Raw genomic sequence first — 26,757 nt, 5'->3', positions numbered from 1 at the left:
ATAGTCGGTGAACCGCCATATCGGGCCCGGGTTCGTTCGACGCACCTCCATGTCGCAGTAGTCCACCTGCCCGTTGCACGCGCATCACCGTATGCGCCCCGCCTACAAGCCGCTGGGCAACGACTCACCCATGGAGTTCGGCCACGTCATCGTGGGTTTTCTCGAGACCCAGGGGAAGCCAGCCGATTCGACCGCAGACCCGCCATCACTCCATGGGTGTTCGCCTTACCGAACAATTCCGCTTGTGTTAGCTATATCGAACGAATATGATCTGTTCGATACACCGAACATGGGAGCATCATGGCAGCGTTCGCCACTCGGGCCCGGACCCTTGCCGACATCGCGACGTCGGTCAGGGACGCCCGACTCGCTGCGGGGATGAATCAGGCTGATCTCGCGGCGGCAGCCCGCCTCAATCGATCATGGGTCAGCCTTTTCGAGAGCGGGCGCACTCCCAACGCGTCACTGAGCAAGGTGCTGGCGATGATGGACGTCCTGGGCATCACGATTCGGCTGTCGTACACCGTTCCTGACTCAGATCCCCTCGTACTCCACACAGCCCATCGCCCACGGCGCCCGCCAGAAGAACCCGAAGCGGTCGATGTCGAAGCACTCCCCGCTGCAAACGCGGCTCCGCTCAACGAGGGAGCGCTTGCGGCCGCTCGCGCCATCCGGGAATCCCACCGTGCCCGCGCCATTGCAGATGACCTCGACCGGCGATCGTCCAATGACTGACAAGGAGCTCGCCGTCCTACTGTCAGGCCAGCGACTGGGGACATTGACGGAGGACCGTCACGGCAAGCACTGGTTCTCCTACGATCTCGACGGCCCCGAACGGAATCTCTCGCTGTCCATGCCCAGACGCCGTCAGCCCTGGGACCCCGAGCGGGTCGAGCCCTTCCTCGACGGATTGTTGCCCGACAATCAGGGCGCGCGGGTCGAGATCGCCCGCCGTTACGGTGCCGTCGCCGGCAACACGTTTACCCTTCTCGCTGCCGTCGGTCGCGACTGCGCTGGCGCTGTTCAGTTCCTCCGCCCCGACGCGATGGACGAGCTCGACGAAGGCGCCCTCGTACCGATGTCCGACTCCGACATCGGCCAGAGACTCCAGGAGCTCATCACGAGCAGACAACCTTCCTGGCAGGCTCGCGGCGAGCACTGGTCGCTCGCGGGAGCTCAGGAGAAGGTCGCGCTCCACCGGCGAGAAGGCCAGTGGCACCAGGCGACCGGCGCGATCCCCACTTCGCACATCATCAAGCCCGGCGTTACTGATCTCCACTGCCAGGCGTACAACGAAGTCCTGTGCCTGGAAGCGGTCCGACTCCTCGGCGTGCCAACCGCCACCACGGACTACGTCGATTTCGCCGGCACTCCCGCTGTCGTCAGCCGCCGGTGGGACCGCTACGTCGCCGCGGACGGGTCCGTGACCCGCGTGCACCAGGAGGACCTCTGCCAAGCGCTAGCCGTTCATCCGGCGCAGAAGTATCAGGCCGACGGAGGCCCCACCCCCGGCGATATCATCGCCTTGCTGCGGTCGCTCCGCCTCGAAGAGGACATCTGGCTTTTCGTTCGAGCCCTCGCGATCAGCTTTCTCCTCGGCGCAACAGACGCCCATGCCAAGAACTACGCGATTCTCCACGCCGAGGACGCGCCACCCCGGCTCGCACCGCTCTACGACATCGCGTCGATCTACCCCTACTCGCCGGGACGAAGTCAGCGCAGACTCGCCATGAAGATCGGTAGTCGGTACGGCTACGACGAGATCACCCTCCGCCACTGGCTCACCTTCGCGGAAACCAACGACCTCGACCCGAGTGTCGTCACCGCGCAGCTCTACCTTGACGCTGACGAGCTGCCCGGGGCGCTCCGGTCCGCCATCGAGCTACATGCCCCGCGCACGGACGACGAACACCGGTTGGCCGGCACGCTCCTGGCCGAAGTCGAAGCTCAGTGTCGGCGGGTTCTCGCCTGGTTCGGGTGAGCTCTCCGGGTGGCGGCAACGACAACCGCCTCGAGACGCTCCTGGAGGATCCGACCATCGCGGCGGCCGCCGTCTACTCGTTCACCTCGGACCCGGCCGCGGTGCGCGACAGTCTCGAGGCGGGCGCCCACGGGTTCCTGTCCAAGTCCCTGACCGCTCCCGAGCTGGTGAGCGGCATCGAGCAGATCGCCGCCGGGAACCGCGTCACCCTCACGGGATCGGGCCTGCCGATCATGGGTCCCGACAAGTGGCCCGCCAAGGAGGCCGGCCTCTCGCCCCGTGAGGCGGAGGTGATCAGCCTGATCGTGCAGGGCCTGTCCAACGACCAGATCGCCGAGCAGAGCTACCTCTCGCTCAACACGGTCAAGACCTACGTGCGTTCGGCCTACCGGAAGATGGGCGTGACCACGCGCGCGCAGGCTGTCGCGTGGGGCATCGAGAACGGCCTCAAGCCCGACCGGTAGGCCTCGCTACGTCCCTGGGGACGAGGACGAGGACGACGACGGCAAGGGCCGCCTCTGCGAACCGGCCCGCGGGGGCGCAGTTGGCGGAACCGGCCAAGTAAGCCACAGAAATCGCTGGGCCCGTCGCCGACCACGCTGTCCCGCTAACCGCTGTTGCCCCTCTAGTTCGCCCGCCGTAAGACCGCTGCTATTGGTCTTCGGCAACCGAGTCCACAGCGAGCGCCGTGACAAGCAGGTCGGATGCGAGGTATGGGTTGTGGCTCGGAATCCACATCGATGGCTGCTTCGCCATCAAACGCTTGTTAAGAGCGTAAGCAAGGTCGAAGAGCTCGTTCTCATGGCGAAGGTGACGCTCGAAGATCGCCTCAAGTCGCGAATCTTCGGGGTCCGCGAGGACTTCTAGATCGAAGTTCCAACGCCACACGGTTTCGCTGCGGTAGGTCTTCACGGTGGCCTCGCAGATCGGGTACTCGATCTCAAGATCATCTAGAGTGCGGTCCTCCGGGACAGCGACGTTCATATAGACCCGGATCCGCGCGGCTTCAAGTGAGGGGCCCTCCAAGAGCGAATAGAGAATCTCCAAACCGCCCGCGTTCAGCGTAAGCAGCCGCGCATTGTCCCCTGTAGTGGGAAGCGCCGTACAGGTCCACATCGAACCTGCCGTCTCCTCTGGCGACGGCATCGCTTCGGAGAGGTACATACCGACGAACTTGGTAAGCAGCTCGGTCTCCGGTGCGTATGCGAACTCCATGTACCTGCGGAGTTTGCTGTTCTTCGGCGCGGCCTTGAGCCGTTGACGTTGGGCGCGATCGGCTGGAATCCGGATGGCGGACGTGCCGACCCTGCGGATCTCAAGGTCTCCGCGGCCTCCAGGCCAGTTCGTCAGACGCTTGTTGTGCAGTGTGACAGTCTGTTCGAGCTCAGCAACCATCAACTGTTCGGCCTTGTCGAGGTCCCCTTGATCACACGCCGCGAACTCGACCTTCTCGATTGCGATGTCCGGTAGTTTCCTGTTCCAATCGCGTGAGTGCTTGCTGAACCGGTTGACGACGTCGACGGTTTGACCGACGTAAGCGCTCCCGTTGACGAACCTCAGAACGTAAATCCCACACTTGATGGCGTCGCGCCCGAAGTACGGCGCCAAGCTCGACAGGTCAATCACGTCATAGCTCGTGAAGTTGAGCTTCACCCGACCGTTAGTCGCGGCGGTGGTGTCGGTCATCATGGCCTCCTCAGTAGTAGCGCCATGGCCCAACGCTGGGGCATCGATTGGCGTTCGACGCAGGACGCTACAGGGGCGATACGACGTAGCTGCGAGAAGCCAGACGTCGCCTGCAATCACAGGCTGTTGCCGATCTACTCAAAATCGAGCTCGCGTACCGAGTTGGCAAGTAACTCAGCGCCGGCCGCCGGGCGGCGCGGAACCGGCCCGGTCAGCCCGAAAGTCTGCGGAGCCAGCCGACGATCGCGCCGGCCAGCTCGTCCGGGGCCTCCACCGGCAGCATGTGTCCGGTCTCCGGGATCTCGACGTAAGTCACGGGACCATCCGCGTCACCGTTCGAGCCAGCACCAGCGCCAGCCCCGGCGCCGCTCGGCCCAGCCCCATTCGCCTCAGCCCACCGCCGCTGCTCCTCGGTGAGCACAACCTGGTCGTCCGACGCCCCCACGATCAGCACCGGGACACCAGCCTGCGCGGGGAACTCGCTGCGATCCGGCCGGGCGCCGATCGCCACCGAATGGGCAGCGAACCGCTCGGGCCCGTACACCCGCGCCGCGCGCAGCCGCTCGGCCCGGACCTGCGGATCGTGGCCGCGGTCTCCGTAGTACACCGCCTCCATGCCATCGAGCGCGATCTCCTCGTACGCCTCCGAACGCAGGCCTGCGGCGCGGTCGGCCCGCGCCTTCGCCGACTCCGGATCCTCGGCACCCACCGGGGCGGTGACCAGGACGAGCCCGGCCAGCAGCGAGGGGTGGCGCTCTGCGAGCTGCATGGCCACCACCCCGCCGAGGGAATGCCCCACGACGACGCTGCCGGGCACAACCCGCCCCGCCACTTCGTCGGCGAGTGCATCGAGGTCGGCCACGGCCGGAAGATCCAGCGGCGTGGCGTGGACGCCGTCCGGCAGTGCACGCATCACCGGCGCCCACGTCTGCGCGTCACCGTGGAGGCCAGGGAGGAGGACGAGGTCGGTCATGGCCGCGAGGTTACCTACCCGGAACGCGCTCCGCGGCCCGGTCTGTCGGGCGTTGCTCCCAGCCATGGACTCCGCGAGGACCGCGCCGGCGAGGCCTCAAGAGGTCGAAGCACTCCCCCGGTCAACCCTTGGGAACCGGCGACGACAAGGCTCGCCACCGCCCGGGTCGGCCCGCATTCTCCGAACAGCGCGGAACCGGCCCGGCCGGAACGTGTCGAGCGAGATGCCGTAGAGGCGGTCGTGGGGTAGACGCCGGCTGGGCCCTCTACGGGGCTCGTGCCGAACGACGCGGTGAACCGGTTCTTGACCGGCATAGCGACCATCCCTCGTTCCCAGCCTTTGTTCCTTTATACCCTTTGCGATTTTTGTCCAGGGGTTTCTCGCCCCGGAGATCCGTTCTTTGGCTCGTGGCGGGAGCGGTGAGCGCCGACCTGGACCTCACCGCCGTCACCGCGCTCGCCCACCGGGTGGGCGGCGTGGACCTGCGCCCGGGTACGTGGACGCCGCCGATGTGCCGGTGATGATCCGTTCCGCGCGGGTGGTGGTGACCCCGTACCTGCGCGACAGCCAGAGCGGGGTGATCCACCTGGCGTACACCCGCGCCCGCCCCGTGATGAGCACCGGCCTCGGCGACCTCGCCGAGGCGGTCCGCGACGGCGAGACCGGACTGCTCGTGCCCCCGGGCGCGGTGCTGGCGCTGGCGGGGGCGCTGGAGCGCCTGCTGCTGGACCCGGCCCTCGCCGCGCGCCTGGGCGCCCGGGGCCACGAGGAGCTGGCCGGGACCGGTGATGACGCGGCGCGGTTGGTGTCCGAGGCGCTGGACCGCTGCGTCGCCGCCGGGTCTGACCGATGACGACGACGAGGAGGTCCCGCTGGCGGGTCAGGGTGGCGGTGACCGCCCTCGCCCTCGCACTGGTGGCAGCACTCGCGGGGGTCGCGGCGATGTGGGCGGGTTCCGGTCCCGCCCACCGGGCGACGGCCGCGGAGCCGTTCGCCCCCGACAGCCCGTTCCGCACCCCGGTCCCCGCCGACACCCGGGTCGACCCCGCCAGCGACCTGGTGACCGCCCACCTCACGGGCGAGGGCCGGGTCTACGCCGGGCTGGTGGAGTTCGGCATCCCCGTCTACACCGCCACCGCCGACACCCCGCGGTACCGGGTGCAGTGCCTGCGGACCCAGTGGGGGCCCTGTCCCTTCGACGGGGTGGACACGCCGATCCCGGACGGGGCCCGGCCGCACACCGGCTCCGACGGCGCGATGGTCGTGGTGGACGAGGACGCACAACTGTCGTACGAGTTCTGGCAGGCCGCGCGGACCGTGCCGGGGTGGGTGGCCTCGTTCGGCGCGATCACCCCCCTGGCGGGCAGCGGCTGGGGTGGCGCGGCCACCGGAGCGGGCGCCTCCCGTTTGGCAGGCGTGGTGCGGGTGGCCGAGATCGAGCGCGGGGAGATCGAGCACGCCCTGGTCCTGCAGTCGGATAACACGTGCGCCCGCATGTACCGGGCGCCGGCGATCAAGACCGACGGCCGCTCGGACCGCCCGGACTGCGTACCGCAGGGCTCGCGGCTCCGGCTGGACCCGACCCTCGACCTGGACGCGCTCGGCCTGCCCGCCGCGCACCTCGCGGTGGCGCGGGCGATGCAGCGGTACGGCGGGTACGTGGTGGACCGGGGCGGGTCGCCGCTGAGCATCAGTTTCGAGCTCGCGCCGGACGCCGACGGTATCTACCCGGGCGCCGTGTACCGGCAGGCCGGCCTGGACTGGGACTACGACGGGCTCGAGCAGATCCCGTGGGACCGACTGCAGCTGCTGGAGGGGGAGACCCGATGAAGGTGCTCGTACTGATAGACGGGTTCCGGCTCGGCGGCGCGGAGACCCTGCTCATCCCGTTTGCCGCCGCCGCCCGCGAGGCCGGCGTGTAGGTGGACCTGGTGAGCCTCGTCCCGATGGAGGACGCCGCGCCCGGGTTGCTGGAGCAGTACCGGGCCGCGGGCCTGACGCCGCGCGCGGTGGGGATGCGTCGCCTGCTGCGCCCGGACGCCCTCCCGCGCCTGGTCCGGTTCATCCGCGCCGGAGGGTACGACGTGGTCCACGCCCACCTGGCGACGGCGATCACCCTCGGTGTGCCCGCCGCCCGCCTGGCCCGCCGGCCGGTGGTGACCACCTTCCACACCCTGGCCCCGGTGTTCGAGGGGCGCGCCCGGCTGAAGGAACGGCTGGCGGTCCTCACCGCCTCCCGGTCGGACGCCGCGCTGTTCGCCTCCCGCGCCTCCCTGGACACCTACGCCGACCTGCACTACGCGGGCCGACCGCCGGGGAACTGGCGGGTGGTGCACAACGGCATCGACGTCTCCGGCTACGAGCCCGGGCCGGCGGACCCGGCCGTGCGGGCGCAACTGAGCGCCGGCCGCGACGGGTTCCTGGCCGTGCTGCCCGCGGCGTTCCGGGAGCAGAAGGGCATCCCGCACGCGATCGCGGCATGGTCGCGCGTGGTCGCGGAGCAGCCGGGCGCGGTGCTCGCGCTGGTGGGCGGCGGCGACGAGGGGCCCGTGCTGCGGGCCGCGGTGCGCGAGCACGGTCTGGACGAGGAGGTGGTGTTCGCCGGCGTCCGCACGGACATGGCGGCGGTGTACCGCGCCGCGGACGTGGTGCTGTTGCCCTCGCTAGTGGAGAACCTGCCGACGGTGCTCATCGAGGCCGGCGCGACGTGCCGGCCGGTGGTGGCCACGACGGTGGGCGGTATCGGCGAGATCGTCGATGACGGCGTCACCGGCCTGCTGTGCCCGCCCGCCGACGCGGAGGCGATGGCCGAGCAGCTCCTGCGCCTGGCCCGCGACCCGCGGCTGCGGGAGGCGATGGGTGCGGCGGCCACGGAGCGGATCCGGTCCTCGTTCTCCGCCCGCGTGTGGGTCGAGCAGCTGGTGGAGATCTACCGTGAGGCCGCGCGATGACCCCGACCCGCATCGACTACCTGGTCTCGCGCTTCCCGCGCACCTCGGAGACGTTCATCGTCCGGGAGATCGACGCGCTCGCCAGTGCCGGTGACGGTGCCGGTGACGGTGCCGGTGCCAGTGCCGGGGCCGGGCCCCGATCGGCACCATCCGGTCCCTGTTCGCCTCCCCCGACACCACCGTGCACCCGGTGGCGGCCCGGTGGTCGGGCCGCGCGTGGCGGCCGGGGGCGCGCGACGTCGCCGCCGGCCTGGGATGGGCGCTGCTCCACCGGCCCGGGCCCCTGGCGCGGCTGCTGGGCGCGGTCGCGGTGGACTTCCGCCGCTCCCCCGCCATGCTGCTGCGCGCGCTCGCGACCCTGCTGGTGGCCACCGCGCACGCCCGGGATCTTTCGCGCACGAGCGGCGTCCACGTGCACGCGCACTACGCGACCTTCCCGCTGGTCGCCGCGTGGGCCTGCCACCGGCTGACCGGCGTCACCTACAGCGTCACCACCCACGCCCACGACATCTACGTGGACACCTCCGGGCTCGCCCGGCGCTGCGCCGGGGCGCAGTTCGTGGTGGCCATCTCCCGGCACAATCTGGACATGCTGCGCGGCCTGCTCGGCCCGGCCGCCCCGATCGAGTTGGTGCACTGCGGCATCGACACCACGGGCTACGAGTTCCGCCCGCGCCGGCTTCCCGAGACCGGCCCGATCCGCGCCCTGTGCGTGGCGTCCCTGCAGGAGTACAAGGGGCACCGGCACCTGTTCGAGGCGATGGCGGTGGCGGGCCCGGTGACGGCGCGCGTGGAGTTGGACCTCATCGGGGACGGTCCCCTGCGCGGCGAGTTGAGCGCCCTGGCCGGCGAGTTGGGTATCGCCGACCGGGTCCGGTTCCGGGACTCGTGCCCGGAGTCGGAGGTCGCCGGGGCGCTGGCAGCGGCGGACCTGTTCGTCCTGCCCAGCGTGGTGGCCGCGGACGGCCAGATGGAGGGATTACCCGTGGCCTTGATGGAATCGCTGGCGAGCGGGGTGCCCACCGTCTCCACCCGCCTGTCCGGCATCGGCGAGATCGTGGTGGACGGCCACACTGGGCTGCTGTGCGAGCCGGGCGATCCGGCGGACCTGGCTCGGGCCGTGGAGCAGCTCGCGGCCGATCCGGAGGCGACCCTGCGGATGAGCCGCGCCGGCCGGGAGCTCGTCGAGGAGCAGTTCGAGCTCCGGCGCAGCGCGGCGGCGCTCCTCGGGCTCCTCGACCGGGTCGACCCGCCGGCCGCCGCCCCTGCGGGTCCCGCCCCTGCGGTGGACGCCTTTCCCCCGCGGGACGCGCAGTGGTGGCGGCCGCGCGCCTGGGCGGTGTATCTCCTCGCGCTGGTCGGCCACTACCTGGGCGTGGACGAGCTGGTGCGTCGGCAGCAGGGCCCTGGTCTGGTGGTGCTCATGTTCCACCGGTTCAGCGAGGTGCCGGACCCGCACCCGATCACCGTCACGCCGCGGACGTTCCGGCGGATGGCGGCGTGGTGCCGGGACTGTGGGTTGCTGGTGGACCTGGACTCCGGCCTGCGTGCGCTGGACGAGGGTCGCGCCGGGACCCGGTACGCGATCACGGTGGACGACGGCTACCACGACAACCTCCAGGCACTCGCAGCCCTGGGGGCGCCGGTGCCCGCCACGCTGTACGTGACCACCGGCCACATCGGGGGCGCGACCCTGTGGCCGTATGCCCTGTCCGATGCGATCGCCCACAGCCGCCACGACTCGGTGGTGGTGGAGCTCCTCGGGCAGGACGCGCTGCTGCTGGACTCCCCCACTGCCCGGCAGCAGGCGCTCGAGCGTCTGGTCGCAGTGCTCAAGTCGGTGCCCTTCTCCGGGTTCGACTCCGCCCTGGCCGAGGTGCTGGCCGCGCTCGGCGCTGACGTGCCGGCGCGGGTCGGGGACATGCTGAGCTGGGATGATGTGCGGCGCCTGCACCGTTGGGGGGGTGGAGATCGGGGCCCACACGGTGCACCACCCGATCCTGGCCAACGCCGATGACGCCACGGCCGAGGCGGAGATCGTCGGCTCTCGGGACCGGATCGCCGCCGAACTGGGTGGCCGCCCCTGGCACTTCGCCTATCCCAACGGCGGGCCGACCGACTTCGGCGGGCGTGACGTCGCGACGGTCGTCGCCGCCGGCTTCTCCAGCGCCGTGACCACCATCGAGGGGATCAACCGCCCGGACACCGACCGGTTCCGGTTGTTGCGGTTCAACGTTCACGAGGACCGCTTCCGCGCCCCCACGGGCCTGCAGTCACGGGCGATGTTCTTCAGTTCCACGAACGGGCTGGTGTGGTGGCTGCGGGCGAGAGGTGGCCCGGACAGTCGGTGACGGGTGGGCGGCGCTTGACCTGCCCGGCCATACTCCTCGCACAGGCAGAACGGATGCCCCACCGGGTCGAGGTACACGACGAACCGCCCGTCGGGGCTGGGCCGGTGGTCGTGCCGGCGCGCGGAACGCGGGGACGGTCTGGCACGCTCGCCGGACGCCGTCGCCACACTTCTGTCGATGCGGCACCTCCCCGAGCACGGCCCGGGGCGCTCTTCCCCCACAGGGGAGTCACGCGGTGAGATCGACAAGCGAGGCGAGATCCGCCCGGTGCGCGTCCGGAGTACCGAGCGCCAACTGGTCGGATTTCGCCCTCTTGAGCCTGGTATGGACCCAGTGCTCCCAGGTCATGGCGATTCCGCCGTGCAGCTGCAGCGCTTCCTCGGCGGCACGGACCGCGACATCGGAGCACCACGATCCCGCGACGGCTTGAGCTATGCGCCCCTCGTCGTCGTCTTCCGCGAGACTTGCTGCAGCGTGACGCGCCGCGGCCTGCGCCTGGACGACCTGCAGGTAGAGGTCGGCCAAGCGGTGCTTGATCGCCTGGAACGACCCGATGGGCCGCGCGAACTGCACGCGGGTGCGGGTGTACTCGACGGTCCGCTGCAGGCACTCCCTGGCGAGGCCCACCTGCTCGGAGGCCAACAGCGCGGTCCCGGCAGCGAGTGCGGTATCAACGGCCTCGACCGCGGCGTCACCGGAGGCGAGGGGGCGGCCTTCCGCACGCACGGCGACGCGGGCGAGCGGCCTGCTCATGTCGAGGGAGGTGAGGCGCGTGATTTCCACATCACCGCGGCGAAGGAGGTTCAGCGAGACGGCCCCGTCACCGGAACCCACGGGAAGGAGGAAGTAGTCCGCCTCCAGAGCTCCGGCTACCGGCTCGATGACGGACTGCCCGGTCGGCCACGCGCCCCGGCGAGCGGTCCACGGGACCAGCAGAGCGGCCGTCGCCCGTCCCTCGGCCAGTTCCGGCAGGATCTCGCGGTCCCCGACACGGAGGAGGCACGTCGTCGCGATCACCGCACTCGTCAGGAACGGTACGGGAGCCGCCGTGCGACCCAGCTCCTCGAGCACCGTCGCCGCGTCGCGCGGGCCCGCGCCGGATCCTCCGAGCTCCTCCGGAATGAGGAGGCCAGCCAACCCCACCTGATCAGATAGAGCCCTCCACAGCGGGGAGGTGTCCGTGTCAGGGTCGTCGTAGATCTTGCTCACGAAGTCGTCGTCGATAAAGCGGTCGAGCGTCGAGCGGACACTGTCCCGAAGTGCCTCCTCCACGTCGCTGTACAACAGATCGGTCATCGGGGAACGTCCTTGAACGGGATGCCCTTGTCAGGGCGGTGGTCAGCAGGGAGCCCGAGCACACGCTCGGCGACGACGTTGCGCATGATCTCGCTCGTCCCTCCCTCGATGGAATTGCCTTTCGCTCGCAGGTACCGGAAGCCGGGTCCGCGGCCGAGGAACGACGGCCGCTCCGTGCGGGTCATGGTCCAGTCGTCGTACAACAACCCTTCCTCGGGCGCGAGTTCGAGCGCGAGTCCGCTGATCTCCTGAGCCTGTCGGGCGAACGCGAGTTTCATCGCGGAGCTCTCCGGCCCGGGAACCCCCGCCTCGAGCTGCTGGCGGAGCCGAAGTCCGGCGAGTCTCGTCACCTCCGTCTCGACCCACCAGGCGAGCAGTTCCGCCTGGGCGCCGGGTGTGCGTACCGAGGGATCACGACGCCAGCGGTCGGCGACGACCCCGATCTGGCCGGCTTCGCGCGCGGCCCCGGCGCCGATCGCGACGCGCTCGTTGTTCAGCGTGGCCGTCGCGACCTGCCACCCCTGCCCGACGTCTCCGATCCTGTCACTGTCCGGAACCCGGACACCGGACAGGAAGACCTCGTTGAACTCTGCCTCTCCGGTGATCTGTCGAAGGGGTCGGACCTCGACGCCCGGGTCGCTCATGTCCACGACGAAGTACGTCAGTCCGGCGTGCTTCGGGACCGAGGAGTCCGTGCGCGCGACGAGTATCGCCCGCTGCGCGTGGTGCGCGCCCGAGGTCCAGACCTTCTGCCCGTCGACGATCCACGTGTCGCCGTCCAGCCTGGCCCTGGTGGCGACGGCAGCGAGATCCGACCCCGCGCCGGGCTCGCTGAACAGCTGGCACCAGATGTCCTCGGAGGTGTAGATCCGGCGGAGGTAACGCTCCTGTTGGTCGGCGTCGCCGAAGGCGAGCAACGTCGGAGCCGCCATCCCCATGCCGATGGAGTTCCGGCCGACATCGGGTGCGGGTGCGCCGGCCGCGGCCAAGAGGGAATCCACTCGCTCCTGCTCACCGCGCGACACCCCCAGGCCGCCCCTGCCCCGGGGGAAGTGCACCCACGCGAGTCCCGCGTCGAACCGGGCCCCGAGGAACTCGGCCTCATCGGTGGTGGCCGGGTCATGGTGGGACAGTAGGTCGCGGACCTTGTCGTCAAGCTCCGGCATGGCTTCTCACCTTCCTGATCTCGTTCCGGGCGAGTGCGTTCTTGTGGACTTCGTCCGGTCCGTCGGCCAGGCGCAGAGTCCGGACCTGGGCGAACCATGCCGCCACGGGGAAGTCCTGGCTCACGCCTCCGGCACCGTGGATCTGTACGGCCTTGTCGAGGATCCACTCCACGGTGGCCGGTGCGGCGATCTTGATCGCCTGGATCTCCGTGTGGGCACCCTTGTTGCCGACGGTGTCCATCAGCCATGCGGCCTTGAGCGTGAGCAGCCGGATCTGTTCGATCCGCACCCGGGACTCGGCGATCCAGTCGCGGACGACGCCCTGATCGGCCAGCGATTTGCCGAACGCCTCCCGGCCGGAGGCACGCGTGACCATCAGTTCGAGGCTGCGTTCCGCGATACCGATGAGTCGCATGCAGTGGTGGATGCGCCCGGGGCCGAGTCGGGCCTGGGCGATCGCGAACCCGTCACCTTCCCGGGAGATCATGTTCTCCGCCGGTACGCGGGCGTCGGTGAAGACGATCTCGGCGTGCCCACCGTGGTCCCGGTGGTCGTAGCCGAAGACCTTCATCCCCCGGCGGATGTCCACGCCGGGTGTCTCCCGCGGGACGATGATCATCGACTGCTGGCGATGCCGGTCGGCATCCGGATCGCTCTTCCCCATCACGATGAGCAGTCGGGCATTCGGGTCCATCGCTCCGGAGATGTACCACTTGTGGCCGTTGATGACGTAGTGGTCTCCGTCCCGGACGATCGAGGTCTCCACGTTCGTCGCATCAGAACTGGCGACCGCCGGTTCCGTCATGGCGAAGGCCGACCGGATCGAGCCGTCGAGCAGCGGATCGAGCCACTCCTTCTTCTGCTCGGGCGTGCCGAACATGTGCAGCACTTCCATGTTGCCGGTATCCGGTGCCGCGCAGTTGGTCGCGAGCGGGGCGATGTGCGGGCTCCGGCCGAGGATCTCGCACAGCGGTGCGTACTGGAGGTTCGTCAGTCCGGCACCGGACTCCCCCGGAAGGAAGAGGTTCCACAGTCCCTGGCGTCGGGCCTCCTCTTTGAGCTCCTCCATGATCGGCGGTGGGTTCCAGCTGTCCGGCGTGCTGTCCAGCTGCTCCTCGAATCTCCTCTCCGCCGGATAGACATGAGTCTCCATGAAGGTGGTCAGTCGCTCTCTGAGTTCGAGCGTGGTCGGATCGAAGTCGAAGTCCATGTCGCTTCTCCTGATGTCGGGGCCAGTGCTTCTGTGACTTCTCGGTGGGGGTACCGCGCTCGGCTGGGCTGGGGCCCGGTGACGGTCAGTGCTCCGCGAGGGTGCGGGCGTACCGCTGCATGCCGCGAATCCACCGATCCGGGTCCTCGGACTTGCGTCTGGCGAACTCGCGGACCTCGGGGTGCGGCAGGATCAGGAACCTCTCTTCCGAGATCGCGACCAGCACGTCCTCGGCCACAGTGCGCGGGTCGAGGACGGCGCCTGCGCCGGTGACCGCACGGGCCGCCTGGCCGCCGCCCGGGGCGTCCTCCTGCAGACCTCCGTTGAGCAGGTCCGTGTCCACTCCCATCGGGCAGAGGCAACTCACGCCGATCCCCTTGTCGCCATAGGTGACGGCCAGCCACTCGGCGAACCCCACGGCGCCATGCTTGGTCACCGAGTACACCGCCGATCCGATCTGCGTGAGCAGACCCGCCGCGGAGGCGGTGGACACGAAGTACCCGCCACCGCGCTCGAGCCAGCCCGGCACCATCACGCGCGCGGCACGGACGTGCGCCAGCAGATTGACCTCGAGTCCCAGCCGCCACTGGTCCTCATCGGCTGCCAGACCCGCGGCTTCACCCACACCCGCGTTCGCCACGAAGATGTCCACCGGCCCGAGCTCACGCTCGGCAGCCGCCACCATCTCCGCGATCGTCCCGGGGTCCGCAGCATCTCCCGCGACCGCGGCGACGGTTCCGACGCCGGCGACCCGTTCCAGTCGCCCGGCGGTCGCGTGCAGCTTGTGGACATCGATATCAGAGACCAGCACGCGAGCACCGGCCTCCAGAAACCGATGCGTCAGTGCCTCCCCTATGCCCCCTGCGGCACCGGTAACGATGGCGACTGTGCCCCGGACCTCCATGAGTTGCTCCCGTCAGCCGATCGGCTCAATCGCACGGCGAGCCGGCGACGTAGATGACCTGCCCCGTCACGAAGCCCGCGCCTTCGCTGGCGAGGAACGAGGCGGTATGGGCGATGTCCTCCGGCTTTCCCGTCCGGCCCACGGCGGCCTTACCCGCGGCCGCCTTCTTCAGCTGGTCGAACTCGACACCGATCCGTTCGGCCGTCTCTGCCGTCATCTCGGTTTCGATGAACCCGGGGGCGATCGCGTTGGCGGTGACCCCGAACTTGCCGAGCTCGATGGCGAGCGTCTTGGTGAAGCCCTGCATGCCGGCCTTCGCTGCCGAGTAATTGACCTGACCCCTGTTTCCCTGCGCGGAGGTCGACGACAGATTGACGATGCGGCCGAACTTCTCCCGGGTCATGTACGCCTGGCAGGCCTTGGTCATGAGGAAGGCACCGCGGAGATGAACGTTCATCACGGCGTCCCACTCCGATACGTCCATCTTGAACAGGAGGTTGTCGCGGATGATCCCGGCGTTGTTGACGAGGACGGTCGGCGCGCCCAACTGCTCGGCGACCCGCTCGACCGCGGCGTCCACCTGGGCGGGGTCGGTGACGTCTGCTCCCACGCCGAGGGCTTCACCGCCGTCGCCGGCGATCCTCTCCGCGACGGCGCGGCAGGCGTCCTCGTCCAGGTCGAGCACCGCCACCGCCATCCCGTCCGCCGCCAGTCGCGTAGCGATTCCGGCGCCGATACCCCTGGCACCTCCGGTGACGATCGCGACTCGACGGCCCTGTTCGGGGTTCATGCTTCTCCTCGGGTGTGCGGGTGAGTTGGACCACACCGTAATTGAATCCGGGTTCGGTTTCAAGTAAATTCGCAACGGAGACCCCGACCCCGAGGAGTTCCGCCATGGCAAGCCCACAGCACCGTCCGTCGTCCGTTGAAGACCTCAAGAATCTCGTGGACGTGGAGATCGGCCCGACCGGCTGGCACGAGGTCGACCAGGCGGCGATCAACGCCTTCGCCGACGTCACGGGCGATCACCAGTGGATCCACGTCGACCGGGAGAAGGCGGCACAGAGCCCCTTCGGCACCACCATCGCCCACGGCCTCTACAGCCTCTCGCGGACGCCCGCACTGCTACAGGAACTGCTGGCCGTCGAGGGATTCGCGCACGCCCTCAACTACGGCTACGACCGCGTGCGCTTCATCCACCCGCTGCCGGTCGGTTCGCGGCTCCGGCTGCGGGCCCAGCTGACCGCTGTGGACGAGGTCGCACCCGGCCAGGTGCAGGTCGTCATCAGGCTCACGGTCGAGGGCGAGGGCATCGACAAGCCGATCCTCGTCGCCGACTCGATCAGCCGCTTCGGCAACTGACCGCGCTCCGGTGTCCGCGGGCGCCCGCGGACACCGGAGGATGCCGTCTTAGGTCAGCTCCTCACCCGGATCGTCCCGCTCAGCGGCGCCGGCCACGCCAGCGCATCATGGTCGCGGATGAGCGCATCGAGACGTTCGGCCGCCCCCGCCTCCCACTCGGACGTGCGTCGGCTCGTCAGATCCACGTGCGCCTCGAGCATCTCCAGAACGTTGACGACGGTGCCGGTGCGGTGGTTCACCACGAGCGATACCGCGTGGGCCACCTTCCTGCCCCGCGCGATCCACCGCACGTGAACGCTGACCCTGTCCCCCACGAGGACCTCACCCAGGAACCGGATGTGTTGCTCGATGCTGAACGTCCCGGCACCGGCATCACGGCGGTACTCGTCGTGCAGGTCCAGCGACCGGATCGACGCTTCGGCCGCGCGCAGATGCAGGGTGAAGTAGTGGCTGACGTTGACGTGGCCGTTGCCGTCCTCCCACTCGGGCGGAGCGACCTCGTCGACGAGGGCCGGGAGACCCGCGATCACCTGGTCGGCCGCGGGTAGGGTGGTCGGCTCGCTCATGGGACCAGGATCACCTTCCCCGTCACCTGGCGGGTGTCGAGTGACGTCAACGCCGCGCCGGCCTCACTCAGGGGGTAGGTGCCGCCGATGAGCGGCCTGAGCGCTCCACTACGCAGATGCGGTTCGAGTGCCTCCCATTCGGTGCGGATGTGGCCGGGACGACGGAGCGCGTAGGCGCCCCAACCGACACCGACCACCGTGACGTTGTTGAGCAGCAGGCGATTGACCTTGACGACCGGGATGTCGCCGGCGGTGAAGCCGATGACGAGGAGCCGGCCCTCCTCGCGCAACACCCGCAGCGAATCGGTGAAGCGGTCACCACCGACCGGATCGACGACGACGTCGATGCTGCGCCCCACGTCGTCGCGGAACCCGTCCGCGAACACGACCTCGTCGGCACCTGCCTGTCGGGCGATCTCCCCCTTGGCCTCCGTCGAGACCACCGCGACGACCCGGCCCGCACCGAACGCCTTGGCGACCTGGATCGACGCCGTCCCGATGCCGCCCGCCGCGCCGTGCACCAGGACGGACTCTCCTGCCCGCAGGCCACCGCGCTCGATCAGTGCGAAGTAGGCCGTGCAGTAGTTGAACAGGAACGCCGCCCCCTCCTCGAAGCCCACGTCGTCCGGGAGCCTGAAGGTCAGGTCCGGCCGTGCGAGGACCTTCTCGGCGAACCCACCGAGCATGCACAGTGACGCCACGCGGTCGCCCGGCGAGAGGTCGCAGCCCTCGGGCGCGCGGGTGACGACGCCGGCGACCTCGGCCCCCGGCACGAACGGGAGGTCCGGCTTCATCTGGTAGAGCCCCCGGGTCTGCAGTAGCTCCGGGAACGCGACGCCGGCCGCTCTGACATCGATGGCGACCTGATCGTCCGCCCCCGGGTCCGGCAGGTCGACCACTTCGACCGCGTCGGGCCCGTCAAGGGTCGAGATCTGAACAGCACGCATGGAGTCTCCTCTCTCTCTTTAGGTGAACCGGCTCAGACCTTGAGCAGGAGCTTGCCGGTGTTGACGCCCTCGAACAGGCCGAGCAGTGCCTCGGGAAAGGCCTCGACACCCCCGTCGAGAACGGTTTCGGTGGCGACCAACCGGCCCTCGTCGATGAGTCCGGCGATCGCGTCGACGGCTTCCCCGTAGCGGTCCCGGTAATCGAAGACCACGAAGCCCTCCATCCGCGCCCGGAAGACCAGGAGCGACATATAGCGCCGCGGACCTTCGGGCAGGGACTCCTCGTTGTACGCGGAAACCGCGCCGCACACGACCACGCGCGCACCGCGGGCGAGGTTCGCCAGCGCGGCGTCGAGGAGTTCTCCGCCCACATTGTCGAAGTAGATGTCCACGCCATCGGGAGCCGCTGTCCGTACCTGCTTGAGCAGATCTCCCTCGCGGCGGTCGATGACCGCATCGAGGCCGAGACCACGCAGCCATTCCGCCTTCTCCTGTCCACCGGCCACGCCGATGACCCGACACCCCCTGGCCTTGGCGAGCTGCGCCACGATGCTTCCGACCGCACCGGCGGCGGCGGACACCAACACGGTGTCACCGGGTGCGACGGCACCGACGTCGGTGAGCCCGAAGTACGCCGTCATCCCGGGCATCCCGAGCGCACCGAGCCACGTCTCCATGGGCGCGCGGTCGAGATCGAGCCGCGACACCCCGGCCCCGTCGGACACGGCGTACTCGCACACGCCGAACGTGCCGCTGACGACGTCGCCCACCGCGTAGCCGTCGTGCTTCGAGGCGGTCACCGTTCCGGCGGCGAGAGCGCGCATCACCTCACCGATCCCGACCGGCGGCACGTACGAACGAACATCGTTGAGCCAGCCCCGCATCGCCGGATCGAGCGAGATGAGCTCGACACGAACGACGAACTCGCCCGGTCCGGGCTCGGGCACCTCTACCTCGGCGACGTCCCAGGTGCTCCTATCCGGATAGCCCTCCGGGCGCTGCGCTAGTCGGACTTCCTTCGAGTACGTGGGCATGGCAACTCCTGGCGCTCCGGGGAAATGACTCTGACGACTGTCTCCACGGACGCTAACAAAGGACCCGAACCCGGATTCACATTATTGTTGAATCCGACTTCAGGTTCCGCTAGCGTCCGGAGTGTTGCGCGGCGCCGCGTCTGTCGAGCCGGTTGCCACCCCGACCCCAACCCCGACCCCAAGGACGGTTATGGATCCGAAAGCCCTGTTCTCGCTCGAAGGCCGCGTCGCGCTGGTGACCGGCGGCTCCCGGGGGATCGGTCGCATGATCGCCGAGGGATTGCTCGGACAGGGCGCACGGGTCTACATCTCAGCGCGGAAGGCCGAGGCCGCGGAGACCGCCGCGCGCGAACTGTCGGAGTTCGGGACCTGCGTCGCCCTCCCGGCCGACGTCTCCACCCTCGACGGAATGGAGGAACTGCTCTCCGCGTTCCGATCACACGAAGACCATCTCGACATCCTGGTCAACAACGCCGGGGCGGCGTGGGGTGCGCCGTTCGACGAGTTCCCCGAGTCCGGGTGGGACAAGGTCATGAACGTCAACGTCAAGGCGCCCTTCTTTCTCACGCAGAAGGCACACGACCTGCTTCTCGAGGCACACCGCCGAGGGGGCCACCTAGCGAAGGTCATCAACATCGCCTCGATCGACGGGATGTCCCTCAACCCCTGGGAAACGTACTCCTACCAGGCGAGCAAGGCCGGGGTCATCCATCTGACCAAGCGTATGGCCGTCAGACTCGCGCCCGAGGGGATCATCGTCAGCGCGATCTCGCCCGGCGCGTTTGCATCGGAGATGAACAAGAACGCCCGGGACAACGCCGACGAGGTGAGGACCGGTATCCCCTCCGGCCGCATCGGCAAACCCGAGGACATGGCGGGCGCGGCGATCTATCTCGCCTCCGATGCCGGCGACTATGTCGTCGGTAGCACCCTGGTGGTCGACGGCGGGGTCAACATCACCCGCTAGGACGCGACGCTCATTCCGGCTGCCTGGCGAGCTCGGGAGTGGTGAGGCCCAGCGCGTTGGTCCACAATCGCGTCGCGGTCTCGACCAACACACCGATATCGTGATCGGTACCGAAGACGAAGGCTTCGCTCGCGAGCCGACCCACCATGGCGGACAGCGAGATGGCGGCGAGCCTCGAATCGACCTTGAGGTCTGCCAGACCGCGCCTCTGCAGATCGGCGATCGCCCTCGCATTCCTCGACACGAACGCATCGGTGCGCGCTTTGCGCATCGCACGGAAGCGCGGGTCCACCGCGGCGACCTGCTGGAGCAGCTGGTTGAGCTTGGCGTTCCGCTTATACGCCTCGAAGTACGCCCTGTTGCTGGCGAGGATGATCGCGACCGGGTCGTCGGTCTCCTCGATCCTCCCGGTACCCGGGTGGAGCATATCGTTCTGCGCTTCGTGCAGGACGGCGGCAAAGATCTCTTCTTTACTGTCGAACCACGTGTAGAAGCTGCCGATCGAGCACTGTGCCTCGGTGACGATGTCGACGAGCCTGGACTCCACGAAGCCGTCGCGTTCGAACACGGTACGGGCACCCGAAATGAGACGGTCCCTCGTCCGTTTACCGCGAGCCGTCTGCGGCTGGTGTCCGAGCTTCTCGCTATCCACCAGCCCGGGAACCGCAAACTCGGCGTTGTCGTCGTCGAGCATGGTCACACCCTAGTACCGGCCGACCATGACGGCGTGGGCAGACCGACGGCATCGCCACGGTCACGCTTGAGGAGCTGGCCGGGTTCACCGGGCGATGAGGGGGTGCCCTGGGCTACCGGCCCGGCGCGCTCGGCGGACCGGACCGGTAGCGACAGGTGGATGGATGCCGCGGACCTCGGTCTTACTCTGCGGCTCCGGGGATGCCGTTGGCCGGCGGCGGGGCCTGTGGCGTGTCCACCTCCTCGATCGGGGCGTCGCCGATGTCCGTGATGTAGGTGGGTGTGATGGGCTCTGCGAATTCACCGCGGACCACCGAGATCGCCACGCCCGAGATGCCCAGGTGGGAGTCCTCGGAGTAGCGGAACGGTGCGAGCTGCGGGCCCTCGAACTCGCTGCCGCGCTCCTCCAGCACGTCGACGATGCCCTGTCGGGTGGGATCCGGGCCGGCGGCCTCAAGTGCCTGAACGAAGGTGTAGGCGTAGGACATCCCGTAGATGTGGTAGTTCGTCAGTTCGCCCTCGCCGTGCTCCGCCCACACGTCCTGCCACAACTGGGTCCACTCGTTGTCCGGCTCTTCGGTCGTCGGGAGGTAGTCGGCAGTGTAGGCGCCGTCGAGCATGGTCGAGCCGTCCTGGACCGCGCCCTCGGAGAACTCGGACAGCAGCTGGCCCACGAGCTGGGTATCGCCACCGATGGACGCGTAGAACCAGTCGGGGTCGTAATTGAGACGCTGAGCCGCGAGCTGACTGAGGGCGGAGTAGGCCGGCACGGTGAATCCGATGACGAAGTCCGCCCCGGAGGCCTTCAAGTTGGTCATCTGGGGCACGATGTCGGTGTTGCCCGAGGTGTAGCGCTCGACCGCGACGATCTGGTCGTCGATGAGCCGCCGGACTCCGGCCTCACCGTCGCGACCCATGTCGTCGTCCTGGACGAGCATGCCCACGCGGGCGTCCGGGTGGTTCTCCTTGATCCATTGGGCCGCGATCTTCGCCTCGACCTCATAGTCGGGTTGCCAGCCGAACGTCCAGGGGCGGTCCTCGGGTTGGTCGCCCCACTGCAGGGAGCCCGAGGAGACGAAGAGATCGGGCACCTCCTCGTCGTTGAGGAAGTCGACCACGGCGCCGTGCGTCGCGGTCCCGACGCCACCGACCATGGCGAAGACCTCGTCCTGGAGGACGAGCTCGTTGACGACCGAGCTGGTGTTGGTCGGATTGTAGGCATCGTCCCGGTAGAGGTAGTCGATCTGCCGACCGTGGACGCCGCCGTTGGCGTTGACGTAGTCGAAGTACGCGGTCGCTCCGACGGGGATCTCGCTGTAGCCGGGTGCGGCCACGCCGGTGAGGGGGAAGTGTCCGCCGATCTTGACAGACTCCTCGGTGATCCCGGTCTCGGCGGTCGCGCCGTCGCCGGCACCGTCGGCGGAACGCCCACCGGCCCCGCACGCGGTGACCATGCCTGCGGTCAGGACGAGGCTCGTCACGGTGGTGACGAGTCGATACTTACGTTTCATCGGACTTGTGCTCCTTGTGTGAGGGTTCGGAAGAGGTGTTCGAGTTGGACGGTGTCATCGGACGGTGTCATCGGACGATGTCGCGATCACGGGGTCAGGTCCGGGATCAGCGGGCGGCTGCGCGGCGTTCTCGCCCCGCCCGCAGGCGGGCACGGATCGACCCGACGATCCCGCGCGGCGCGAGGAGGATCACGATCATGAGGGTCAGGCCGTAGGCGAGAGTGGCCAGTTCCGCCGCCTGCAGGGCGGACAGTCCGAGACCGAGGCCTGCGTTGGTGGTCAGCTGGGGCAGGAACGTCAGAATGGCGGCGCCGACGAGCGCGCCGGTGAGCGAGCCCAACCCCCCGATGACCACGCCGGCCAGGAGGGCGAGCGAGAGGGTGAGGCCGAACCCGGCGGGTGCCGTGAGCCGGACCACCAGAGCCATGACACCGCCCGCCAGGCCCGCGCACCCGGTCGAGACCACGAAGGCGATCACCCGATCCCGACCGACGTTGATCCCGGCGAGTTCGGCGGCCACGCCGTCGTCACGGCCGGCCCGCCACCGCCGACCGGTCCGGCTGGCGGCCAGATTGGCCAGCAGGAAGAACACCCCGATGAGCGCGAACCAGCCGACATAGGCGACGTACTTGGAGGCTGTGATCTCCTGACCCGTGATGAAGAACATGACGCTGTCGAACCAGACCGGTACGTCCGGAACTCGGACGTTGAGGCCTTGGTCGCCACCGAGACTTTCAGAGAAGTAGAGGGCGATGCCCGGCACGGCGACCGCCAGGGCCAGCGTCACGCCGGCGACGTACGGACCGTGCAACCGGGCGGCGGCCACGCCGATCACCGCGCCCACGGCGATCGTGACAGCGGCTGCGATGAGGAGCACCAGCGGCAGCGGCAGCGCCCGGTCGGCGTCCTGGAGGAGCAGAGCAGTGGTGTACGCCCCGATCGCCATGAATGCGCCGTGGCCGAGGGAGAGCTGCCCGGACAGTCCGAGGAGCAGGCTCAGCCCGCCGGCCGCGATTCCGGTATAGGCCATGGTGGCCAGCTGAACCTGTCGGAATGAGCTGACGGACTCGATCACGAGGACCACCAGGAGCAGCCCGACGAGGGCCAGCAGCAGATGCCGCAGCAAGGGGGAGGCGCGCAGCCGATGCCGGGCGCGGCCTAGGACGGGCGTGAGGGCGGGGGTACGGGCTTTCAACATGTGTCAGACCCTCCTCGTGGCGGTGCGGGAGAAGATGCCGTCCGGCTTGAGCAGCAGGACGACGATGAGGACCGCGAAGGCGGTGAGCGGGAGCAGCTGACTGCCCACGTAGCCGGCCACGATGCTGAACACGATGCCCAGGGCGAGACCGCCGACCACGGAGCCGACGGGGCTGTCGAGTCCGCCGATCACGGCGGCGGCGAAGCCGTAGACGACGACGGCGTCCATATAGGCGGGGTGGATGAAGTTGCCGCCCGCGATGAGCACTCCCGAGAGCGCGCCGACCGCGCCGGCCAGTGCCCAACCGAGAGTGAGCATCCGCCCGACCCGCACTCCCAGCAGCCGGGCGACCTCCTGGTTGAAGGCGGAGGCGCGCATCCTCAGACCGAGCGTGGTGCGCTGGAAGAGGAACAGGAGCACAGCCATGACGGTGAGCACGGAGATGATCGTGAAGATCCCGAAGCCGGTCAGCGCGAAGGTCTGCTCCCCTATCTGGAAGCCCCGCATCCCGAAGGGTGCGGGGAAGGAGCGGAAGTCCGACCCGAAGACGATGGCCGCGAGAGCATGCAGTGCGGTGAAGAGGCCGAGGGTGAGGATGACGGCGTTGATGGGGGACTTGCCCTCCACCGGACGCACGATCACGCGCTCCACGACGGCACCCAGCACGAAGCCGGAGACCAGGGCCACCGCCAGGGCCAGCCAGTAGGAGCCCCCCGCCTCGATTACGGTCAGGGCGATGAAGGTGGAGACCATGGCCATGGGGGCCTGGGCGAAGTTGATGATCCGGGTCGCGCGGTAGATGAGGACCAGCGCGAGCGCGAAGGCCGCGTAGATCATCCCGAGCGACAATCCGTTCAGCACGATGTTCACGAACTGATGCACGTGAGGCTCCTGTCTTTCATGGTCGCTTCCGGCACGCTCGGTCAGAAACCGAGGTAGGCGTGGCGGAGCGTGCTGTCGGCGGCGAGGGCGGAGGCGTCGTCCTGAACCACGACGGAGCCGAGGTTGAGGACCACCCCGTGGTCGGCGATGGACAGCGCGGAGCGGGCGTTCTGCTCGACCAGCAGGACGGTGAGCCCCTCCTCGACGGACAACCGGCGCAGGGTCGCAAAGATCTGGGCGACGATGCGCGGCGCGAGCCCGAGCGATGGTTCGTCGAGCAGGAGCATCTTCGGGGTGGCCATCAGGGCGCGCCCGATGACGAGCATCTGACGCTCGCCTCCGGACAGGACGAGCGCCTGGGCGTCTCTGCGGTCGCTCAGCACGGGGAACATCCGGTAGATGCGCTCGATGTCCGCGGGCTTCGACCGGTCAGCGCGTCCCATCCCGCCGAGCCGGAGGTTTTCATCGACGGTCAGCTCCGTGATGACGCCGCGGCCCTCGGGGACCTGTGAGAGCCCACGCGGGGGCATGGCCTCGACCGGAAGCCTCGTGATGTCCTCTCCGTCCAGGGTGATCCGTCCGGATCGGGCGCGCACGAGCCCGGATATGGTGCGCAGAAGCGTCGTCTTGCCGGCGCCGTTGGCGCCGAGCACGGCGGTGATCCGGCCGCTCTCGGCAGTGAAGCCGACATCCCGCAGCGCGGTCGCGGGGCCGTAGTCGACTGTGAGGTCCTCGATGGTCAGCACTGCTCACTCACCGTCCTCTGGGGAGGATCCGGCGGCGTCCTCGTCCCCGACCGTCTCGCCCAGGTAGGCGGCGACGACGGCCGGGTCGTTCTGGACCTCCGCCGGGGTGCCGCGGGCGATCCGGCGGCCGAAGTCGAGCACGACGATCTCGTCGCACACGGCCATCACGAGGTCCATGTGGTGCTCGACGAGCATCACGGCCATCCGGTCGCTGAGTGCGCGGATGAGGTCGCCCAGCTCGTCCATCTCAGCGTTGGATAACCCGGAGGCGGGTTCGTCGAGTAGCAGCAACTCCGGTTCGACCGCGACCGCGCGGGCCAGCGCGACGCGCTTACAGATGGCATAGGGAAGCGACGACGGGAGCCGGTCGGCGTGGGCGTCGATCCCCAGTTCCTCGAGAATGCTCATGGCCCGTTCGCGCAGGGCCAGTTCCTCGCGGCTGCTGCGGCCGACGCCGAGCAGCCCCGCGAAGAACCCGGACCGGGCGTGCCGGTCCAGCCCGACCATGACGTTCTCGAGTACGGAGATGTTCTCGAACAGGCCCAGGCCCTGCAGTGTGCGGGAGATGCCGAGCCCTGCCAATTGATGTGGGCGGAGGCGGGCGAGCCGCTCCCCCTTCCAGGACAGCGACCCCTCCTGTGGCTGGATGAAGCCGCAGGCGACGTTGAACAAGGTGGTCTTGCCGGCGCCGTTGGGACCGATGACGCCCTGCACTGTCCGGGGTCGCACGTCGAGGGACACGCCGCTGAGGGCGCGGATCCCGCCGAAGCGCACGTCGATGTCGCTCATGCTGAACAGCGGGTCGTGGGCTGCGGTCCGGGGCAGGTCCGGTTCGGCGATCCTGGCGGTGTTCAATCGGCACTCCTGGTCGTTCGTGCTTCGTCGGGGGCCCGTCCGAGCTCTCGTTCTCGACAGCGAGAGGGCCGCCGCACCCCAGTATGTGCCGCAGATCACACCGACACTATGGGCCCCGTGCACAACAATGTTTGAGCACCCGGGGTGCCAGCGGCCCTGAAAGCGGCCTCTCCTGTGCGCCACGTGACATCCTGAGGAAATGGACGGGATGACGACGGGTGCTTTCGCCGAGTCGGGACAGGAGGACCGACTCAAGGCGGCATGGGCCGAGATGTTGGAGGATGCCGACCGCATCGCGGACGAGATCTCCGCCACGATGGTCGCCAAGGATGCGGGCTCCGGCTGGTCGACCCCGGAGTTGCAGGCCGTGCTGCGGCGTAGCATCCGCGAGCACGTCAGGCGGGGACTGAAGCGGCTCGGTGGCCAGGTCGACGACGCGGGCCGCGAGGTCAGGGTGGTCGATGTGTGGCGGGCGACGGGCATCGAGCGGGCGCGCCAGGGCGTCCCCCTGGAGGCGGTGCTGTCCGCGTACACCACCGGGAACCTGTCCCTGTGGGAGGCCATGACCGAGCGTGTGCGGGAGGGTCGGGCCGACGTCTCCACCGAGGAGCTGTTGGCCGCGGGCCGCCGGCTGTGGAGGGACCTCGGGATCCAGAGCGAGGTGATGAGCGAGGCCTACCGCCGTGAGGTGGCCAGGCAGGAGCTGCGGGACCTGCGTCGGCAGGAGAACTACCTCGCCGGCCTGCTCGAGGGCCGGGCCTCGAGTCCGGAGTTCGCCACGCAGGCCGAGGAGATACTGGGCATCCGCCCCAACGTCCCCCTCGCGTGCGTCGTCGCGATCCTGGAGGACACGCACAGCGAACCCCTGCGCCACCCCGAGGACCGCGTCGAGCGGATGGGCGGGACCTCCCGGTGGGGCGTGCGCGACGGCGCCCTCTACGGCGTGGTCACTCTCCAGGGCGTCGACGAGGCGTGGCTGACCGATGTGCTCCGCCCGGCGGTCGCGGGCCGGGTCGGCGTGGCCCTGGCGCGCCACGGTATGGCGGGGACCGCCGCCGCGTTCCGGCTCGCGGCGCGCGCGGCGGCCACGCTCCCGGCGGGCGAGCAGCGTCTCGTGTGGGCCTCGGCCCGGCTGCCGGAGCTATTGCTCGAGACGAGCCCCGAGGTCGGGGCGATGATCGAGGAACAGGTGCTCGGACCAGTACTGGCGTTGCCGGACCACCAGCGCACGACACTGCTGGAGACCCTCCGGGCGTTGTTGCGCCACGGCGGCTCGGCCACGTCCGCGGCCGGGGAGCTGTTCTGCCACCGCAACACCGTGATGTATCGCAGCCGTCAGCTGGTGGGGCTGACCGGCTGCGACCTGCAGGAGCCGCGCGGCAGACTGATGCTCGAGCTCGCGATCATCGCCCATGACCTCGCCGTGGCCTCCGGCAGGGGTGTGGCCTGACGCCCGGCGCGCTGCCGGCGATCCCGGT

27 protein-coding genes are annotated in these 26,757 nt (G+C 69.1%); 11 read left to right on the top strand and 16 right to left on the bottom strand.

Annotation, left to right across the window (positions count from 1 at the left end):
• Nucleotides 1-300: 300 nt before the first annotated feature.
• Genes AC3DEV_RS01270 through AC3DEV_RS01260 form a run of 3 tightly spaced genes read left to right on the top strand, consistent with a single transcriptional unit; the run spans nt 301 to nt 2,445 of the window.
• Nucleotides 301-735: a helix-turn-helix domain-containing protein gene (locus AC3DEV_RS01270; RefSeq protein ID WP_488371049.1), complete on the top strand. Its 435-nt coding sequence runs from the start codon at nt 301-303 to the stop codon at nt 733-735.
• Complete coding sequence (locus tag AC3DEV_RS01265) at nt 704-1,981, top strand: type II toxin-antitoxin system HipA family toxin (protein WP_488371048.1); 1,278 nt, start codon at nt 704-706, stop codon at nt 1,979-1,981. Before AC3DEV_RS01270 ends, AC3DEV_RS01265 begins: the two co-directional genes overlap by 32 nt.
• Nucleotides 1,978-2,445: a LuxR C-terminal-related transcriptional regulator gene (locus AC3DEV_RS01260; protein WP_488371047.1), complete on the top strand. Its 468-nt coding sequence runs from the start codon at nt 1,978-1,980 to the stop codon at nt 2,443-2,445. The genes AC3DEV_RS01265 and AC3DEV_RS01260 overlap by 4 nt, the downstream gene beginning before the upstream one ends.
• A 187-nt stretch (nt 2,446-2,632) precedes the next feature.
• Here AC3DEV_RS01260 and AC3DEV_RS01255 read toward each other — a convergent pair whose 3' ends face one another.
• Both AC3DEV_RS01255 and AC3DEV_RS01250 read right to left on the bottom strand, forming a co-directional pair.
• Nucleotides 2,633-3,667, bottom strand: coding sequence for a GIY-YIG nuclease family protein (locus tag AC3DEV_RS01255; RefSeq protein WP_472981778.1), 1,035 nt, complete (start codon nt 3,665-3,667; stop codon nt 2,633-2,635).
• 211 nt (nt 3,668-3,878) lie between these two features.
• Nucleotides 3,879-4,640, bottom strand: a complete 762-nt coding sequence (locus tag AC3DEV_RS01250) for an alpha/beta fold hydrolase (protein ID WP_488371046.1) — start codon at nt 4,638-4,640, stop codon at nt 3,879-3,881.
• Between the two features lie 520 nt (nt 4,641-5,160).
• On the opposite strand from AC3DEV_RS01250, the gene AC3DEV_RS01245 reads away from it, so the two are divergent.
• The 5 genes from AC3DEV_RS01245 to AC3DEV_RS01225 all read left to right on the top strand — a co-directional run bounded on the left by AC3DEV_RS01245 (nt 5,161) and on the right by AC3DEV_RS01225 (nt 9,942).
• The gene (locus AC3DEV_RS01245) at nt 5,161-5,493 is read left to right on the top strand and encodes a glycosyltransferase (RefSeq protein WP_488371045.1); all 333 of its coding nucleotides are present in this window, start codon (nt 5,161-5,163) and stop codon (nt 5,491-5,493) included.
• A complete protein-coding gene (locus AC3DEV_RS01240) occupies nt 5,490-6,470 on the top strand; it encodes a hypothetical protein (RefSeq protein ID WP_488371044.1) in 981 nt (326 codons plus the stop codon). Before AC3DEV_RS01245 ends, AC3DEV_RS01240 begins: the two co-directional genes overlap by 4 nt.
• A 101-nt stretch (nt 6,471-6,571) precedes the next feature.
• Entirely contained in the window at nt 6,572-7,591 is a 1,020-nt protein-coding gene (locus AC3DEV_RS01235; protein WP_488371043.1) for a glycosyltransferase, read from the top strand.
• A gap of 190 nt (nt 7,592-7,781) precedes the next feature.
• On the top strand, nt 7,782-9,608 hold the full coding sequence (locus AC3DEV_RS01230; protein WP_488371042.1) for a glycosyltransferase: 1,827 nt from the start codon (nt 7,782-7,784) through the stop codon (nt 9,606-9,608).
• Complete coding sequence (locus tag AC3DEV_RS01225; RefSeq protein WP_488371041.1) at nt 9,556-9,942, top strand: polysaccharide deacetylase family protein; 387 nt, start codon at nt 9,556-9,558, stop codon at nt 9,940-9,942. The genes AC3DEV_RS01230 and AC3DEV_RS01225 overlap by 53 nt, the downstream gene beginning before the upstream one ends.
• A 228-nt stretch (nt 9,943-10,170) precedes the next feature.
• Here the strand turns inward: AC3DEV_RS01225 and AC3DEV_RS01220 are convergent, their stop codons facing one another.
• The 5 genes from AC3DEV_RS01220 to AC3DEV_RS01200 form a co-directional block, all read right to left on the bottom strand.
• On the bottom strand, nt 10,171-11,238 hold the full coding sequence (locus AC3DEV_RS01220) for an acyl-CoA dehydrogenase family protein (RefSeq protein ID WP_488371040.1): 1,068 nt from the start codon (nt 11,236-11,238) through the stop codon (nt 10,171-10,173).
• Complete coding sequence (locus AC3DEV_RS01215) at nt 11,235-12,404, bottom strand: acyl-CoA dehydrogenase family protein (protein ID WP_488371039.1); 1,170 nt, start codon at nt 12,402-12,404, stop codon at nt 11,235-11,237. The genes AC3DEV_RS01220 and AC3DEV_RS01215 overlap by 4 nt, the downstream gene beginning before the upstream one ends.
• Nucleotides 12,391-13,614 (bottom strand): acyl-CoA dehydrogenase family protein, encoded by a 1,224-nt coding sequence (locus tag AC3DEV_RS01210; RefSeq protein WP_488371038.1) that lies wholly within the window; start codon nt 13,612-13,614, stop codon nt 12,391-12,393. The genes AC3DEV_RS01215 and AC3DEV_RS01210 overlap by 14 nt, the downstream gene beginning before the upstream one ends.
• A gap of 85 nt (nt 13,615-13,699) precedes the next feature.
• Nucleotides 13,700-14,518 (bottom strand): SDR family oxidoreductase, encoded by an 819-nt coding sequence (locus tag AC3DEV_RS01205; protein WP_325768968.1) that lies wholly within the window; start codon nt 14,516-14,518, stop codon nt 13,700-13,702.
• Nucleotides 14,519-14,543: 25 nt separating this feature from the next.
• Entirely contained in the window at nt 14,544-15,308 is a 765-nt protein-coding gene (locus tag AC3DEV_RS01200) for an SDR family oxidoreductase (protein WP_488371037.1), read from the bottom strand.
• Between the two features lie 104 nt (nt 15,309-15,412).
• Here AC3DEV_RS01200 and AC3DEV_RS01195 point away from each other — a divergent pair, with 104 nt between their 5' ends.
• The gene (locus AC3DEV_RS01195; RefSeq protein WP_325768965.1) at nt 15,413-15,880 is read left to right on the top strand and encodes a MaoC family dehydratase; all 468 of its coding nucleotides are present in this window, start codon (nt 15,413-15,415) and stop codon (nt 15,878-15,880) included.
• A 53-nt stretch (nt 15,881-15,933) separates the two neighbouring features.
• On the opposite strand, the gene AC3DEV_RS01190 is transcribed toward AC3DEV_RS01195, so the two are convergent.
• The 3 genes from AC3DEV_RS01190 to AC3DEV_RS01180 are packed head-to-tail and all read right to left on the bottom strand — an operon-like array spanning nt 15,934 to nt 18,427.
• Nucleotides 15,934-16,446, bottom strand: coding sequence for a thioesterase family protein (locus AC3DEV_RS01190; RefSeq protein WP_488371036.1), 513 nt, complete (start codon nt 16,444-16,446; stop codon nt 15,934-15,936).
• Nucleotides 16,443-17,393, bottom strand: coding sequence for an NADPH:quinone oxidoreductase family protein (locus AC3DEV_RS01185; protein WP_325768962.1), 951 nt, complete (start codon nt 17,391-17,393; stop codon nt 16,443-16,445). The genes AC3DEV_RS01190 and AC3DEV_RS01185 overlap by 4 nt, the downstream gene beginning before the upstream one ends.
• Nucleotides 17,394-17,425: 32 nt before the next feature.
• Complete coding sequence (locus AC3DEV_RS01180) at nt 17,426-18,427, bottom strand: NADP-dependent oxidoreductase (RefSeq protein ID WP_472981762.1); 1,002 nt, start codon at nt 18,425-18,427, stop codon at nt 17,426-17,428.
• 190 nt (nt 18,428-18,617) lie between these two features.
• Here AC3DEV_RS01180 and AC3DEV_RS01175 point away from each other — a divergent pair, with 190 nt between their 5' ends.
• Nucleotides 18,618-19,394, top strand: a complete 777-nt coding sequence (locus AC3DEV_RS01175) for a glucose 1-dehydrogenase (RefSeq protein WP_325768960.1) — start codon at nt 18,618-18,620, stop codon at nt 19,392-19,394.
• A gap of 10 nt (nt 19,395-19,404) precedes the next feature.
• Here AC3DEV_RS01175 and AC3DEV_RS01170 read toward each other — a convergent pair whose 3' ends face one another.
• From AC3DEV_RS01170 to AC3DEV_RS01145, 6 genes are all read right to left on the bottom strand, one after another.
• Complete coding sequence (locus AC3DEV_RS01170) at nt 19,405-20,088, bottom strand: TetR/AcrR family transcriptional regulator (RefSeq protein WP_488371035.1); 684 nt, start codon at nt 20,086-20,088, stop codon at nt 19,405-19,407.
• Nucleotides 20,089-20,269: 181 nt separating this feature from the next.
• Complete coding sequence (locus AC3DEV_RS01165; RefSeq protein WP_325768957.1) at nt 20,270-21,598, bottom strand: ABC transporter substrate-binding protein; 1,329 nt, start codon at nt 21,596-21,598, stop codon at nt 20,270-20,272.
• A gap of 106 nt (nt 21,599-21,704) precedes the next feature.
• The gene (locus AC3DEV_RS01160; protein ID WP_488371034.1) at nt 21,705-22,796 is read right to left on the bottom strand and encodes a branched-chain amino acid ABC transporter permease; all 1,092 of its coding nucleotides are present in this window, start codon (nt 22,794-22,796) and stop codon (nt 21,705-21,707) included.
• Between the two features lie 3 nt (nt 22,797-22,799).
• Entirely contained in the window at nt 22,800-23,678 is an 879-nt protein-coding gene (locus AC3DEV_RS01155) for a branched-chain amino acid ABC transporter permease (RefSeq protein ID WP_325768953.1), read from the bottom strand.
• Nucleotides 23,679-23,719: 41 nt separating this feature from the next.
• A complete protein-coding gene (locus AC3DEV_RS01150) occupies nt 23,720-24,424 on the bottom strand; it encodes an ABC transporter ATP-binding protein (RefSeq protein WP_325768952.1) in 705 nt (234 codons plus the stop codon).
• A 3-nt stretch (nt 24,425-24,427) separates the two neighbouring features.
• Entirely contained in the window at nt 24,428-25,279 is an 852-nt protein-coding gene (locus AC3DEV_RS01145; protein WP_488371033.1) for an ABC transporter ATP-binding protein, read from the bottom strand.
• 199 nt (nt 25,280-25,478) lie between these two features.
• On the opposite strand from AC3DEV_RS01145, the gene AC3DEV_RS01140 reads away from it, so the two are divergent.
• Complete coding sequence (locus tag AC3DEV_RS01140) at nt 25,479-26,729, top strand: RsbRD N-terminal domain-containing protein (protein WP_325768947.1); 1,251 nt, start codon at nt 25,479-25,481, stop codon at nt 26,727-26,729.
• Nucleotides 26,730-26,757: the final 28 nt, after the last annotated feature.

Source organism: Dietzia sp. IBK-p2-15D (assembly GCF_057773105.1).
This window is presented reverse-complemented; position numbering and strand designations above follow the sequence as displayed.

Bases quoted from the DNA above. Each gene is read 5' to 3' on its own strand.
- AC3DEV_RS01270 (WP_488371049.1), top strand. From the start codon at position 301: ATGGCAGCGTTCGCCACTCGGGCCCGGACCCTTGCCGACATCGCGACG.
- AC3DEV_RS01265 (WP_488371048.1), top strand. From the start codon at position 704: ATGACCTCGACCGGCGATCGTCCAATGACTGACAAGGAGCTCGCCGTC.
- AC3DEV_RS01255 (WP_472981778.1), bottom strand. From the start codon at position 3,667: ATGACCGACACCACCGCCGCGACTAACGGTCGGGTGAAGCTCAACTTC.
- AC3DEV_RS01250 (WP_488371046.1), bottom strand. From the start codon at position 4,640: ATGACCGACCTCGTCCTCCTCCCTGGCCTCCACGGTGACGCGCAGACG.
- AC3DEV_RS01245 (WP_488371045.1), top strand. From the start codon at position 5,161: ATGATCCGTTCCGCGCGGGTGGTGGTGACCCCGTACCTGCGCGACAGC.
- AC3DEV_RS01240 (WP_488371044.1), top strand. From the start codon at position 5,490: ATGACGACGACGAGGAGGTCCCGCTGGCGGGTCAGGGTGGCGGTGACC.
- AC3DEV_RS01220 (WP_488371040.1), bottom strand. From the start codon at position 11,238: ATGACCGATCTGTTGTACAGCGACGTGGAGGAGGCACTTCGGGACAGT.
- AC3DEV_RS01215 (WP_488371039.1), bottom strand. From the start codon at position 12,404: ATGCCGGAGCTTGACGACAAGGTCCGCGACCTACTGTCCCACCATGAC.
- AC3DEV_RS01210 (WP_488371038.1), bottom strand. From the start codon at position 13,614: ATGGACTTCGACTTCGATCCGACCACGCTCGAACTCAGAGAGCGACTG.
- AC3DEV_RS01205 (WP_325768968.1), bottom strand. From the start codon at position 14,518: ATGGAGGTCCGGGGCACAGTCGCCATCGTTACCGGTGCCGCAGGGGGC.
- AC3DEV_RS01200 (WP_488371037.1), bottom strand. From the start codon at position 15,308: ATGAACCCCGAACAGGGCCGTCGAGTCGCGATCGTCACCGGAGGTGCC.
- AC3DEV_RS01195 (WP_325768965.1), top strand. From the start codon at position 15,413: ATGGCAAGCCCACAGCACCGTCCGTCGTCCGTTGAAGACCTCAAGAAT.
- AC3DEV_RS01190 (WP_488371036.1), bottom strand. From the start codon at position 16,446: ATGAGCGAGCCGACCACCCTACCCGCGGCCGACCAGGTGATCGCGGGT.
- AC3DEV_RS01185 (WP_325768962.1), bottom strand. From the start codon at position 17,393: ATGCGTGCTGTTCAGATCTCGACCCTTGACGGGCCCGACGCGGTCGAA.
- AC3DEV_RS01180 (WP_472981762.1), bottom strand. From the start codon at position 18,427: ATGCCCACGTACTCGAAGGAAGTCCGACTAGCGCAGCGCCCGGAGGGC.
- AC3DEV_RS01175 (WP_325768960.1), top strand. From the start codon at position 18,618: ATGGATCCGAAAGCCCTGTTCTCGCTCGAAGGCCGCGTCGCGCTGGTG.
- AC3DEV_RS01170 (WP_488371035.1), bottom strand. From the start codon at position 20,088: ATGCTCGACGACGACAACGCCGAGTTTGCGGTTCCCGGGCTGGTGGAT.
- AC3DEV_RS01165 (WP_325768957.1), bottom strand. From the start codon at position 21,598: ATGAAACGTAAGTATCGACTCGTCACCACCGTGACGAGCCTCGTCCTG.
- AC3DEV_RS01160 (WP_488371034.1), bottom strand. From the start codon at position 22,796: ATGTTGAAAGCCCGTACCCCCGCCCTCACGCCCGTCCTAGGCCGCGCC.
- AC3DEV_RS01140 (WP_325768947.1), top strand. From the start codon at position 25,479: ATGGACGGGATGACGACGGGTGCTTTCGCCGAGTCGGGACAGGAGGAC.